This window comes from Candidatus Zixiibacteriota bacterium, from assembly GCA_036397555.1.
GTDB lineage: Bacteria > Zixibacteria > MSB-5A5 > WJJR01 > WJJR01 > DATKYL01.
This window is the reverse complement of the sequence record DASWIS010000031.1, coordinates 43,858-56,155: the sequence shown is the minus strand read 5'-3', so window position 1 is coordinate 56,155 and position 12,298 is coordinate 43,858. Positions and strand designations below refer to the sequence as shown.

Here is a 12,298-nt window from a genome sequence, read left to right as displayed (position 1 = left end):
ACCGCAACGGTTAATACTTCGAGCGGCGTTCGACCATGTAGTTGGATCCCGGCAGGGATTTGACATACCGCTTCAGGTCGGCGACCATGTGCGATATCTCGCCGACGTGCTTGAACATCTCGTTGCGGTTGATCACCACCGCGATCGACAAGTTCATCAGTGAATACGTCTGCGCCGTCCCCCGACGGTCCTTCGAGATGATATAGCCGTTGCGACGGTCACGCGGCTCATAGCACAACGGAATCTCCGCGTCGAAGCGCTTGAGCACCGCTTCGCAGATGCGCTTGATCCTGGGAGGTCGGATCAGGTACACGAAATCGTCGCCGCCGATGTGACCGACGAACCCGTCGGGCTGGAACTCGTGGACCGTCTCCCGGATGATCCGCGAACACATCTTGATCACGCGGTCGCCGTAGAAATATCCGTAGTAGTCGTTGTAGGCCTTGAAATCGTCGAGGTCGGCATAGCAGACCGCGAACTCCTCGCCGCCGGCGATCATCTCCGAAATGACCCGTTCGATCGTCGTCGGCCCAGGGAGCCGGCTGGACGGATTGACATCGAGATCGCGCCAACTGCGACGGACCGCCATACGCAAACGAGCGGCCGCTGCCGGATCGGTGGGTGCACCAATCAACAAGTCGTCGACCGGAGACTCCAGAAATCTCCGGATCGCCTCGCCATCGGGATTGGGATGCCAGACGACGACGGGCACAGCGGCCAGCGCCGGCAGCGTGCGGGCTCCATGGACGATCTTCAGGGCCCGCTCCTCGGAGCCAAGGACCGGGATTAGCACCAGATCAAGAAGTGTGCGCAGCGCCAAATCGGACAACTCGGCGCGTGTGCGGAAAGGCGTCAATTCGGGGTGGAAATCTTTCAGCGCGTCGCGGATGGCTTGTGGCCATACATCCGCCTCGGTGTGCAGATGCGCGCAGATCATCGGCTTGTCCCTTGACAGTGAGGACACATGGAGTATGTCTGGACCGTCCGACCGCACCTGACAGCCCGGCCCGCCCTATTCGGTATTGTCGGAGGTTGGGGATACGCTTCTTAGGGCGATTTTGTCGCGTCTCCGAGCGGATGGAAACGGCTGTGAACATCCCGCAGGTGCCGTCTGTCCAAATGCGTGTAGATCTGCGTGGTGGTGACCGAACTGTGCCCCAGGATCGACTGCACCGCGCGCAAGTCGGCCCCGGCTTCGAGCATGTGCGTGGCAAATGAGTGACGGAATGTGTGAGGGGTAAAGGCCCGATCGATTCCGGACAGCAGCGCCAGCCGACGAACCGTGCGCCAAATGCTCATGCGCGAGATGCCGTGTCCCTGTCGGCCAAGAAACACATGCGCGCAGCCGCGCGTGTCGGGCGTACTCGATCGCGAGCCCTCGATGTAACCGCGCAGCGCGGCGGCGGTCATGTCGCCGAAGGGCGTCAATCGCTCGCGTCCGCCCTTGCCACGCACGCGGATGAATCGGTCGGTGAAATCGATGTCGTCGAGCTTGAGTCCGGCCGCCTCCGAAACGCGCAATCCGGCGCCGTATAACACCGACACGAGGGCGCGGTCGCGCCGTCCCCTCACAGTGTTGTCGGCGCAGTGCCTGAGGAGGTCGCGGACCTGTCGAACAGAGAGAATGTCGGGCAAATGACGGGCCCGACGCGGCGTGCGCAAAGCGCGCGCCGGGTTGTGACGGCAGACATCTTCACGCACCAAGTACCGATGAAACTGACGAACCGCCGAGAGCTTGCGCGCGACGCTCGCAGCCGACAAGCCCCGATCAGACAGCGAGGCGACAAAATCGCCGACCAGTCGCGCATCGATCTCGTTGGGATGACCAAGGCCGCGCGTGTGACTGAATTCGGAGTACTGTTCGAGGTCGAGTCGATAGGCCGCGAGCGTGTTCGCGGAACGGCCCGCCGATAAAACCAGATAGTCGAGAAATCGCCCGATCCACGCATTCACGGGACTGCCACGCCGTGCGGGACGGACTGATATCTTCGTGGGAGCGGCAGTACCCAACCCCGGCCCTATCCTGTTTGGCCCAGGTTAATCGCCACGACCGACGCGCCGGTCCGGGCCGCGCCACCGGCGGAAAGTGCGCGGGCCGCTTCGTTGATGGTCGCTCCCGTCGTTGTCACGTCGTCAACGATCAATACGTCACGACCTGCGACGAGCGACGCATCGCGCACTCCCAGTGCCTCAGACAGATTCGCCTCTCGCTGCGCCGGCGTGAGCGCCGTTTGATCCGCCACTCGCCGTCGCCACGCCAGCGCGTCGGTCGCAACCTCCGCACCGGTCGCCTGTCCGATGGAGCGCGCGATTTCCTCGGCATGTGCGACACCGCGTTTCTCGACTTTGCCGCGCGCAGTCGGTATCGGGACGATCAGATCCGTGGACGCGTCCTGGTCAAGCCGTGACGCCAGCAGACTCCCGAGGGGACCGGCGAGATACAGCGCACCGGAGTACTTCAGTTCTCTGACGACGGCTCCGAGTGCGGCATCGTATGCGCCAAGGCAAGTGAAGCCGCGAATCCGAGATTCTTCGTGCGTGGCGTGGCAGCGGTCTTCCGGCACACCGCGCCACCGCCGGCAGGTGAAGCACAAGGCCTGGTCCCAAAGTCTCACATGAGTGTCGCAGGCGTGGCACCAGGCCCGACCGGGGGCCAGCACCGTCGAGCCACATACCGGACAGCGTTTGGGAAAGAAAACGGTTCCGCAAACCGCCTCGGTGGCGGTCGCGAACAGCCGGCTCTCATCATGGGCGGTTTGTGAGATGAAGGCGGACATCAGTACTCCTGCCAGTGACGACGCACGTTGGCGATCAGCCCCGTCAGGAACCACAGGGAGATCAGCGAGCTGCCGCCATAGGAGACAAACGGCAACGGCAGTCCTGTCACCGGCATCAGCCCGACGGTCATGCCGATGTTGACGATCATCTGGAACGCGACGATCGTCGCCGCGCCGATCGCAAGGAACCGCGCGAAGCGACTCCGCGCCACATGCGCCACTTCGATGGTTCGCCAAAGGAATACGCCGAAGAGGAAGAGTATCAGAAGCGTCCCCCACAGTCCGAATTGCTCACCGGCGACCGCGAAGATGAAATCGGTGTGCTTTTCCGGCAGAAAGTGCAATCCGGTCTGGCTCCCCTCGAGGAAACCGGTGCCCCACAGACCCCCGGAGCCGATGGCGACTTTCGACTGAATAATCTGATACCCCGCGCCGCGAGGATCACCGCCCGGATCGAGGAACGAGATCAGCCGCAGTTTCTGATACGGCAGCAGTTTGTTCCATGCCAGCGGCGTAATGATACCAAACAGAATGTTGAGCACGACCAGCCCCGCCGAAGTGAACAATCCCGTACGGGCAAAGTGAAGCGCGAAGAGAAGGACCACAAGAAAGACAACCCAACTGATCCAATTGAAAGCGAGAATCAGACTGATCAGGGGTGAGACCAAGAGGAACATGTGCAGCGGGGGCGCACCGGCCCAATAGAGCATGGTTAAGAGCAGTGCCCAGAATACCAGTGATGTGCCAAGATCGGGCTGTCGGAGCACCAGCAGCCAAACGGGCCCCACCAGCGCCGAGAGCGTCAGCAACGAGCGCCGACTGATCGGAGGGCGCTTCTGGTAGGCCAGATAGCGTGACAGAGCGAACAGCATGGCCAGCTTGGCCGGCTCCGATGGCTGCACGTGAAAAGCGCCCATCGAAATCCATCGTCCCTGAATACCGCCACCACCGAAGAGAAGGATTGCGAGAACGAGGGCAACGATTGCCAGATAGACATAGGCGAAGACTTCGTGCACCCGCAGCGGGACGAAAACAGCCAAAAAGAATGCCGCCAGTCCCAGGGTCAGCCAGATTACCTGTTTATCCCACAATGTGTTAGGGCTCATCTGTTCACTGCTGGCATCGGTGGTGTAGATCAGCAGGATGCCGATGATCGAAAGCAGCAGGGTGCTTCCCACCAGAAGCCAGTCGAGCGATGGAATGCGTTGTCGGAGAACTTCCACGTCAGACCCCTGTTGCAAGGTGACAGGGCGCTATGATCCTGTCAATGTCAGTTCGTGTGTGCCCTATAATCGTGCACGTGGCCGGATGCTCACTATTGCCGTCATGGAAGCCGTTTGGCCGATGGGAGTTGGGAGAACCAATTACAAGAGGCCTTGGTCTGTTTTTTGCTAATTTGTGTGTGGCGGATGCGCCGTAAGGGCGTATCAAATACGGTAGAATGAGACAGAGAAACCGGAGCGATGATCATGAAACGATTCCTGATAACTGCGGCCGCCCTGCTTCTGTGGACGGCCCCGAGTCAAGCGATGACGGTCGAGGATATCATGGACCTGTGTGCGGCGGGATTCGAGCCGCAGCGGATCGCACGGATCGTCGACGCCGCCGGGCTCGACCAGCCGTTGGAGGCATCCGACTGGGTGCGATTGAAAGAGGCGGGGTGTAACGAGGAGATCGTCGACGCGCTGCTGGAGGTGCTCGTTCCGGTCGGGGAAGCGGAAGCAGGCACCGAAACGGCGGTAGAATCGAGCGGCAGCTCCTACGACGACGGGGTCAGCATCAACCTCTACGGCTCCTATTGGTGGGGCGACCCGTACTGGAGTGTCGGGTACGGCTGGTACGGACCGTCCTGGGGACTGCACTACGGCGGTTATAATCCCTGGTGGAGTACGTCGTGGTGGTATTGGGATCCCTGGTGGTGCGGACCCAGACCGTATCGCTGGTATCAGCATGGGTACCAGTATGCTTATTGCGACCCGTACTTTTATCACGGCGGCCATTACACGGGTGGGTACTACCACAACGGCTATTACGCGCACCACACCTACACACCCAAAGTCTCGCGACGCGGCGGTGCGCACACCACTGTCTACGCAAAAACCAAAACGTCACGCCGCACGGAGACCGCGATAGTGGCGACTGCGACGAAGGCGTACCGTGCGACGCCTCGTGACGCCGTCGTGTCCTCGCGCCTGAAGGCGACGGCCGGAAAGTCCAGACCAACAAGCTACACGTCGCGATCCACCGGGACCGCCGATGTGAAGGGAATCACCCGCTCGACGACGCGCTCGACGACGAAATCGAAAAGCGGGTTGACGACACGCTCACAGACGACCCAGAGCCGGACGACTGTCAATCGCACGACAGGACGGGATCGGACAACCGCACGTCACGGATTGACGACGACCAAGCGCACGACGGATGTGTCTCGTCGGACAATCCAGTCCAAGACAACCACAAAGGCCGGTCGGTCGGCGGTCAAGTCGGCTCCCCCCGCGAAGTCCGGCAAGACTACAGTCGGAAAGCCCTCGGGCGGCTCCTCGGGCGGAAAGACCTACACGCCGCGTTCAACAGGCGGCTCGCGCGGATCAAGCGCCGCCGGCAAAGGAACATCGGCGCGCGGCACAGGGGCCCGACCGAAGTGATTCTGATACCGGCGGGGCCGGACCGTCGAATTCTTCGAGAGGCGCTTTCAGTTTGATTCCGACGAGAGCCGAGTGTTGAGCGCGATTCCATTCGCGTCGATCGCCAGATAGGCCTTCGCAATCTCCAGACAAATCGGTGCGGCAAACTCCGAGCCGTGGCCGACGTTCTCCACCAACGCGACCACCGCCACGCGCGGCGCTTCGGAGGGGGCATAGCCGACAAACCACGCGTGCTCAGTGCCGTGCGGATTCTGCGCGGTCCCGGTCTTCCCCGCCATGCGTACCTGGTGATCCCTGATACCAATCGCCGTGCCGTGGTCACCGTCCACCACCAGGCGGCAGGCCCGTTGCATCGCCTCGATCGTTACTTTCTTGTACGGCAGTTGAAACGCCGCCTCCGGTTTTGTCGTCACCCACGATCCGCCCTCGGCACGGTGTGCAGCGAGCAATTGCGGACGCATACCGACCCCGTCATTTGCAATGGCGGCAAAGTATTGAACAAGCTGAAGCGGCGTGACCAGCAACTCACCTTGTCCGATGGAAAAGTTTAAGAGTAATCCACGTGACCATTTCCCCTTCCCGTACTTTCGGTCGAGATAGGGCTCATCGGGCACATTGCCGTTGAGTTCTCCCGGCAGTTGGATGCCGGTCGGTCGGCCCAAGCCGGATGTCCGTGCGTGATGGGCCCAGACCGGCAGTCCAAACCGCTGGATTGCCTGATACCAGTAGACATCGCACGACTGTTCGATCGCCCCGAACATGTCCAGCGAGCCGTGACCGCCCTTCTTCCAGCACCCGAAGACACGGTTGCCGAACCGGTAGCCCCCTGTGCACGGGGAGAGCCGCTGCGACGTCGTCATGGCGCCGCTCTCCAGCGCAGCCGCCATCGTGACCAGTTTCGACGTCGAACCCGGCGGGTACAAGCCCATGGTTGCGCGCGTCATCAACGGATGCAGCGAGTCGCTTCGCAGTGAGTCCCACTCGTTGGCGGTCATGCCACCGACGAAATGGTTGGCGTCGAAGCCGGGGCGCGTCTCCAGGCAGACAACCGCTCCCGTCCTGACGTCAATCGCGACCACGGTCCCCGCGACGTAATCCCGCAGCAGCGAATCGGCGAGCGCCTGCAGTCGGACGTCGATCGTCAGGCGCAACTCGTCTCCGGGAATCGGCGGGATATCGGGATACTCCGCCATGGGGCCCAGCGCCTGGCCGTAGGCGTTGATCTGCCGGTAGCCGACACCGTCGACACCGCGCAACAGATCATCGTACCATCGCTCCAACCCGGCCGCGCCGATGTCGCCGCGCAATGGAGCGCCGGTCTTGTCTCTCTTGTTCAGGTCGCGTTCACCGACGGCCCGCGTGTAGCCCAGCAAGTGCCCGGCCCAGGCCGCAGTCGGATACTCGCGAACCGGATCGGTGGAGATCATGACTCCCGAGACATCTTCAATGCGTTCCTCGATGCGGCTGACGAGACGCAGATCGGCATCGCGATTGACGACCACCGGTTCCAGCGGCAATGAGGTCTGTTTGCGCAGGCGCTCGCCGAGCGCCTCAGTCGAGATTTGCAGCGCCTCCGCCAATCGCGCGCGCGGACGATCACCGCGAAAATCCGCGGGCACGACCGAGACGCTGAACGCGGGACGATTGACAACCAGCGGCACACCGTTACAGTCGAGGATTCGCCCGCGCGGCGCCGCCAACGAAATCATTCGGATGCGGTTTTCGTTGGCAATCGTGCGGTAATAGCCGACCTGCACCAACTGCATGTACGCGAGCCGTCCGGCGAGAGCCAAAAACACCAACGCCAGCACTCCCAGCGCAACAATACGTCGTGATAGCCCAATCATCGTGTTGATTCAAAACAACTGCAGCAATCGCACGTCAATCGACCGTACCGCCGACATCGCCGGAAGAACTCCGGCGCGCGCGTGATCCGCTCCGGAGATGTGAACGTTCCCAGAGAAGCGAGATGGCGGCGCCAACCGTGGCGGTCAGCCCGGCCGATGCCAGCGCCCCTGTCCAGATCGACGAGAACCACAGAGACCAGTCGCCCGATGCGGCCAGTGCCAAAAACAGGAGCCGTTCGACGAGCAGCGCCAGCCACAAGAGCAGCCACCGGGAGATCGCATTTTCGATGAACATCCGCTCGCCCCAGTAGCCGATGACCCATCCGAGCAGCGCACCGAACAGTGTTCCGAATCCGAGTGTCGCCGGATCGGTGGCAGAGGCGACGAACCCGATGACCCAGCCGCCGATCGCGCCAGCCCGCATCCCACGGTGCAGGCCGATCAACGCGATCACCAACAGATCGTAGTTGAGCGTCAACGCTGCCGGCATCGGCGACCCTGGAAACCAGACTCGATACACCGCAATGCTCAAGAGCACGGCAGCCCAACCGAGAATCGCGGTCATGGCTCGATCTCCGCATCCGGCTCGTCGCTGCCGATCGGTTCGATGACAAACACGGTTTCGATACGATCGGGCCTGACGGTGGGCTCGACATCGATCCCCAAGAAATCACCATGGGTCGCCGAGTCGATACGGGCAACGGTCCCGATCATCAGCCCCTTGGGAAAAATTCCTCCCCATCCGGATGAGAGAACAGTATCGCCGATCGCGATGTCCGCGCTGCGGCTGACATGATGGAGCCGCAGTTGTGTCCCTTGTTCCCAGGCAATGATCCCGCCGACACGGCTGCGCTGGTCATAGGCGGCGACGCGCAGCAGGCGGTCCCAGAGTGTCCGCACACGCGAACGGCCGACATCGGGGTCGATGATTCGCCCGAGCAACCCTTCCGAGGTGACGACCGGCCAGTTGCGCTGCGGGGATTTGTCACGGGCGGTCTGAATCCAGAGCGTACCGCTCTGCGGCGAGAATGGTCCGATCACCTCGGCCGGAATGACGCGCCCCTCCCACCCAGGCGCGAAACCCAGCAGTTCGCGCAACCGTTGATTCTCGATGCCGGCTTCACGCAAACGCTGATTCTCGATTTCCAATTGCGCGAGACGTTCTGTCAGACGCTCGTTGGTCCTTAAGACATCGGCGCCGGCGCTGATCCGATGGCGCAGTGCGAACAACGGGGCGTACACGAACTCGACGACCGCACCGGCGACAAACAGACGGATCCTGCTTCCGGAGAGCAACAGCAGAAGAGAAAACAAAATCGCCCACGGTAATCCCGCGGGCCGATGAGACGACCACCCCCAGAGCCGTCGCAGCACGTCTACTCCCCCGGCGCCTATGGCGCCGAATCAAGGATCAGCATGACCTCACCGGCTGTCTTGGCGCGCATCAGTCGTTCCCGGTTCTTTTCACTCTTCATAATGTAGGACAGGCGCGCCATCACATTGAGGTGCGCCCCGATGGCGTCCTCCGGCGCAGCGATCAGATAGAACAAATGGACCGGTTTTTTGTCCATGGAACCGAAATCGATGCCGACCTCGGAGCGTCCGAACGCGATCACGATCCCTTTGACCGCGCGCGTCTTCGCGTGAGGAAACGCCACGCCGTAACCCACACCTGTGGTGACCAGCTTTTCGCGTTCGATGACGGCGCGCAGCAGTTCATCGCGATCCCGCACCATTCCCGACCTGGAAGCCAACTCCACGAGTTCGGCAATGACGTCATCCTTGGCCTGACCCTGCAGGTCAAATGTCATCAAATCTTCTTCGCAGAACTTCGAAAGCTTCATCGGAGAATCTCCATCAGGTCAGATGACTGCGTGGCGCAAAACCGCTGTCCCCAATCGAATGAAATCGGCGAGCCCGACGGAATCCATCGGATTCCGCCCGCCCTCGAGCCGAGATCGGTGCATCGGGTCTTGTTGCGGGAGCGCGCTGGGCCGCTGGCCGTCGATCGATGGGACAGTCGGGAATGTGTCGTGAGATATCGTCGGTCGCTGAACTCAAAACGTCTTGTCCTCAGAATAGACCCCGATGACGCGATACTTGCCGCGTCGTCTCGACAGCAGATCGGCCTCCGACAGCGCCGTCAACTCGATGATCGCATCAAGGATGGCGGACCTCAACATCGAGGCCGCATTGTCGGGATCGCGGTGGGCGCCGCCCAGGGGTTCGGGGATGATGCGGTCGATCAACCCCATCTCGGAGAGATCGTCGGCCGTGAGTTTGAGCGCCTCCGCCGCACGGGGCGCATTCTCCGCTGCCTCCCCCGGCCAGAGTATCGAGGCACATCCCTCCGGGGAGATGACCGAGTACCAGGCGTTCTCCATCATCAGGATCGCATCACCGATCCCGATACCGAGGGCACCGCCGGACGCGCCTTCTCCGACCACGCAGACGACGACAGGAACAGTCAGGATCGCCATCTCACGGAGATTGCGGGCGATCGCTTCGGCCTGGCCGCGTTCCTCGGCTTCAACACCGGGATAGGCGCCGGGTGTGTCGACAAGGACGACGACCGGGCGACCAGAGTTTGACGCCAACTTCATCAGTCGTAATGCTTTACGGTATCCTTCCGGGTGACACATGCCGAAGTTGTTGGTCACCTTCTCCTTGGTCGTCCGGCCCTTGTTCTGGGCGATCATCATCACCGGCCGATCACCGAGCATCGCTGGGCCCGCCACCATGGCCCGATCGTCTCCGAAGCCACGATCACCGTGGAGGGAAACAAATTCTTTGGTCATTTTCTCGATGTAGTCGGGAGCGACGGGTCGGAGCGGATGCCTCGCGAGTTGGACCCTCTGCCATCGCGACAACGAGGAGAATGTCTCGCGTTTAAGCTTGTCGAGCTTGCGCTCCAGCAGGCCGATCTCACGCGAAAGCTCGACATTCTCGCCCGAGGCGAACTCCCGCATGTCGCGGATGCGCTTTTCCAGTTCGACGACCGGCTTCTCGAAATCGAGGAAAGACCCTGCGGCCATCACACCCCTGCCAGAAGACGGACCGTTGCTGCGGATGCGCCCGGCGATCAGGACTGGCGACCTGACGTTGACCGGCGAAAGATAATACCCAAGCCCCCCATGATCGACAATACAAAAATCCCGAGACAGGCGGCGACGGCGCGATGATTGACATAGTGCAACAAGACGCTGAAGATGCTGAATGCCAACGTGATGAGCGCATAGGCGGCGACGATGCGGGGCGTCTGCCAACCGGCCTGCAGAAGGCGGTGATGCAGATGCCCACGGTCGGCATTCAGGAGAGGACGACCTGTCGCCAACCGACGCACCAGAGTCAACAGGGACTCGGAGAGCGGCAGCGCCATCGCGATGAGCGGCACGAAGAACGCCACGACGGTAAACCGTTTGATCGGGGCCAGCATCGCGGCAACAGCCAGAAAGTAGCCCAACGAGAGGGAACCAGTGTCACCCATGAAAACCTTTGCGGGCGGACGATTAAAAAACCAGAACGCCGTCAATCCCCCGAACAGTCCGGCGGCCCCGAGTCCGATCAACGTGAGATCGTAAATCGAACTGATCCAGATGATGGCCAACGACGCGATGCCGGTCGTCGCCGTCGCCAAACCATCCAGCCCATCGATGACGTTGACCGCATTGATCAGAATGAGAAACCAGATCAACGAAACCGGCAACGATAGCCAGCCCAGCGCGATTCCTCCGACAAACGGTATCCAGAGCTGGGAGAAACCCACACCGGCGGCGTACAGACCACATCCGATCAGGAGCTGAAAAAGCAGTTTTGTCGCACCGGGGACGGGACGAAGATCGTCAATGAGCCCCAGAGCCAGGACGGCAAACGCACCAAGCAGTATCGCCAGGAGATGCCCGTGCGCATCCACCAAACGGTCCGGATCGAGAACTGCAACGAGAATGATAGGCAGCCAGATCGCTACAAAGAGAGGAACTCCGGTCAGTCTCGGTGTCGGCTGTTCATGGAGTTTGCGTGCGTCCGGACGGTCCAGCCATCCCCTGCGATGGCACACGCGCGCGATGAGCGGCACGGCGATTGCGGTGAGCAGCCCGCCTCCGATGGCCGAGAGAATCTTAATCGTGTGATCAGGCATCGTGTTTCTGGCGTCGAAAATACAGAGCGTCGGTCACTCGATCCCAAACGTCCCCGAGCCACAGCCCGAGAAAGACAATGCGGTTTGAGAGGCGCCGTTCCGGATAGTGCTTCCGAAAGTAGTGGCGCAATCCGGCGCGATGCAGCCGTTTCCGTGCCGTGGCGCGTTCGGACGGATGAATCCAGGCATGGGTCGCGACGGTACGTGGATCGATCCACACTTCCCAACCGGCGGCGTACCAGCGACGACACAGGTCAGTGTCTTCCACGTAGAGCAGAAACTCACCATCCATCCCTCCGACAGCGCGAAACGCATCGGCGCGAGTCATCATGAAAGTCGCCGCGGCCGACTCGACACGTGTAGGCGAGCTCGGATCTGCGATCGTGTAGCGGCGCGACAATAACGGGATGCGGGAAAGCGGCAACCCCCGTGAAAACCAAATGTTGCGATGATTGGGGAAATACCGCGTGCTGGGCTGCGGCGTCCCGTCGGGATACATCAGTCGGGGAACAACCGCGGCGGCCCGTGGGTGGTCACCCAGGAAATCCGCGAGCGACTCGACGGCCGTCCCGCTCCAGGACACATCGGGGTTGACCAGCAACAAGAAGGCGCCGTTGGCACAAGCAGCGCCCTGATTGACCGCACGGGCAAATCCGAGATTTTCCGCGTTGTGTATAACCCGCGCATTCGGAAATTCCGCTTCCACGATGGCGGGTGAGCCGTCATCGGAGGAGTTGTCGATCACGATCAATTCCCATGGAGCAGTGGGAGGATGTCGACGAAGCGCGTTGATGACCCCGGAAAGGTACGGTGCGGAGTTGCAGGTTACCAAAACAATCGAGACGACGCCGGTTTGTCGATTCGGGGACGGATCAGGCACGCGGTCGGCTC

At 61.5% G+C, this 12,298-nt stretch carries 12 protein-coding genes; 1 reads left to right on the top strand and 11 read right to left on the bottom strand.

Annotation, left to right across the window (positions count from 1 at the left end):
* Positions 1–10: 10 nt before the first annotated feature.
* The 4 genes from VGB22_09620 to rodA form a co-directional block, all read right to left on the bottom strand.
* Positions 11–937 (bottom strand): diguanylate cyclase, encoded by a 927-nt coding sequence (locus tag VGB22_09620; GenBank protein ID HEX9751526.1) that lies wholly within the window; start codon positions 935–937, stop codon positions 11–13.
* A 110-nt stretch (positions 938–1,047) separates the two neighbouring features.
* Positions 1,048–1,953 (bottom strand): tyrosine recombinase, encoded by a 906-nt coding sequence (locus VGB22_09615; protein ID HEX9751525.1) that lies wholly within the window; start codon positions 1,951–1,953, stop codon positions 1,048–1,050.
* Between the two features lie 65 nt (positions 1,954–2,018).
* Positions 2,019–2,777: a phosphoribosyltransferase family protein gene (locus VGB22_09610; GenBank protein HEX9751524.1), complete on the bottom strand. Its 759-nt coding sequence runs from the start codon at positions 2,775–2,777 to the stop codon at positions 2,019–2,021.
* Positions 2,777–4,000: a rod shape-determining protein RodA gene (gene rodA / locus VGB22_09605; protein HEX9751523.1), complete on the bottom strand. Its 1,224-nt coding sequence runs from the start codon at positions 3,998–4,000 to the stop codon at positions 2,777–2,779. Before rodA ends, VGB22_09610 begins: the two co-directional genes overlap by 1 nt.
* 246 nt (positions 4,001–4,246) lie before the next feature.
* On the opposite strand from rodA, the gene VGB22_09600 reads away from it, so the two are divergent.
* A complete protein-coding gene (locus VGB22_09600) occupies positions 4,247–5,422 on the top strand; it encodes a hypothetical protein (GenBank protein ID HEX9751522.1) in 1,176 nt (391 codons plus the stop codon).
* Between the two features lie 47 nt (positions 5,423–5,469).
* Here VGB22_09600 and mrdA read toward each other — a convergent pair whose 3' ends face one another.
* The 7 genes from mrdA to VGB22_09565 all read right to left on the bottom strand — a co-directional run bounded on the left by mrdA (position 5,470) and on the right by VGB22_09565 (position 12,287).
* The gene (gene mrdA, locus VGB22_09595) at positions 5,470–7,269 is read right to left on the bottom strand and encodes a penicillin-binding protein 2 (GenBank protein ID HEX9751521.1); all 1,800 of its coding nucleotides are present in this window, start codon (positions 7,267–7,269) and stop codon (positions 5,470–5,472) included.
* A 34-nt stretch (positions 7,270–7,303) separates the two neighbouring features.
* On the bottom strand, positions 7,304–7,834 hold the full coding sequence (locus VGB22_09590; protein ID HEX9751520.1) for a hypothetical protein: 531 nt from the start codon (positions 7,832–7,834) through the stop codon (positions 7,304–7,306).
* Positions 7,831–8,643, bottom strand: coding sequence for a rod shape-determining protein MreC (mreC, locus tag VGB22_09585; protein HEX9751519.1), 813 nt, complete (start codon positions 8,641–8,643; stop codon positions 7,831–7,833). Before mreC ends, VGB22_09590 begins: the two co-directional genes overlap by 4 nt.
* A 17-nt stretch (positions 8,644–8,660) precedes the next feature.
* On the bottom strand, positions 8,661–9,113 hold the full coding sequence (locus tag VGB22_09580; protein HEX9751518.1) for a PTS sugar transporter subunit IIA: 453 nt from the start codon (positions 9,111–9,113) through the stop codon (positions 8,661–8,663).
* 213 nt (positions 9,114–9,326) lie between these two features.
* Positions 9,327–10,304, bottom strand: a complete 978-nt coding sequence (locus tag VGB22_09575) for an acetyl-CoA carboxylase carboxyltransferase subunit alpha (GenBank protein HEX9751517.1) — start codon at positions 10,302–10,304, stop codon at positions 9,327–9,329.
* A gap of 47 nt (positions 10,305–10,351) precedes the next feature.
* A complete protein-coding gene (locus tag VGB22_09570) occupies positions 10,352–11,407 on the bottom strand; it encodes an MraY family glycosyltransferase (GenBank protein ID HEX9751516.1) in 1,056 nt (351 codons plus the stop codon).
* Entirely contained in the window at positions 11,400–12,287 is an 888-nt protein-coding gene (locus VGB22_09565; protein HEX9751515.1) for a glycosyltransferase family 2 protein, read from the bottom strand. The genes VGB22_09570 and VGB22_09565 overlap by 8 nt, the downstream gene beginning before the upstream one ends.
* Positions 12,288–12,298 lie beyond the last annotated feature (11 nt).

Bases quoted from the DNA above. Each gene is read 5' to 3' on its own strand.
- VGB22_09620 (HEX9751526.1), bottom strand. From the start codon at position 937: ATGATCTGCGCGCATCTGCACACCGAGGCGGATGTATGGCCACAAGCC.
- VGB22_09610 (HEX9751524.1), bottom strand. From the start codon at position 2,777: ATGTCCGCCTTCATCTCACAAACCGCCCATGATGAGAGCCGGCTGTTC.
- VGB22_09590 (HEX9751520.1), bottom strand. From the start codon at position 7,834: ATGACCGCGATTCTCGGTTGGGCTGCCGTGCTCTTGAGCATTGCGGTG.
- VGB22_09575 (HEX9751517.1), bottom strand. From the start codon at position 10,304: ATGGCCGCAGGGTCTTTCCTCGATTTCGAGAAGCCGGTCGTCGAACTG.
- mrdA (HEX9751521.1), bottom strand. From the start codon at position 7,269: ATGATTGGGCTATCACGACGTATTGTTGCGCTGGGAGTGCTGGCGTTG.
- VGB22_09570 (HEX9751516.1), bottom strand. From the start codon at position 11,407: ATGCCTGATCACACGATTAAGATTCTCTCGGCCATCGGAGGCGGGCTG.
- VGB22_09600 (HEX9751522.1), top strand. From the start codon at position 4,247: ATGAAACGATTCCTGATAACTGCGGCCGCCCTGCTTCTGTGGACGGCC.
- VGB22_09580 (HEX9751518.1), bottom strand. From the start codon at position 9,113: ATGAAGCTTTCGAAGTTCTGCGAAGAAGATTTGATGACATTTGACCTG.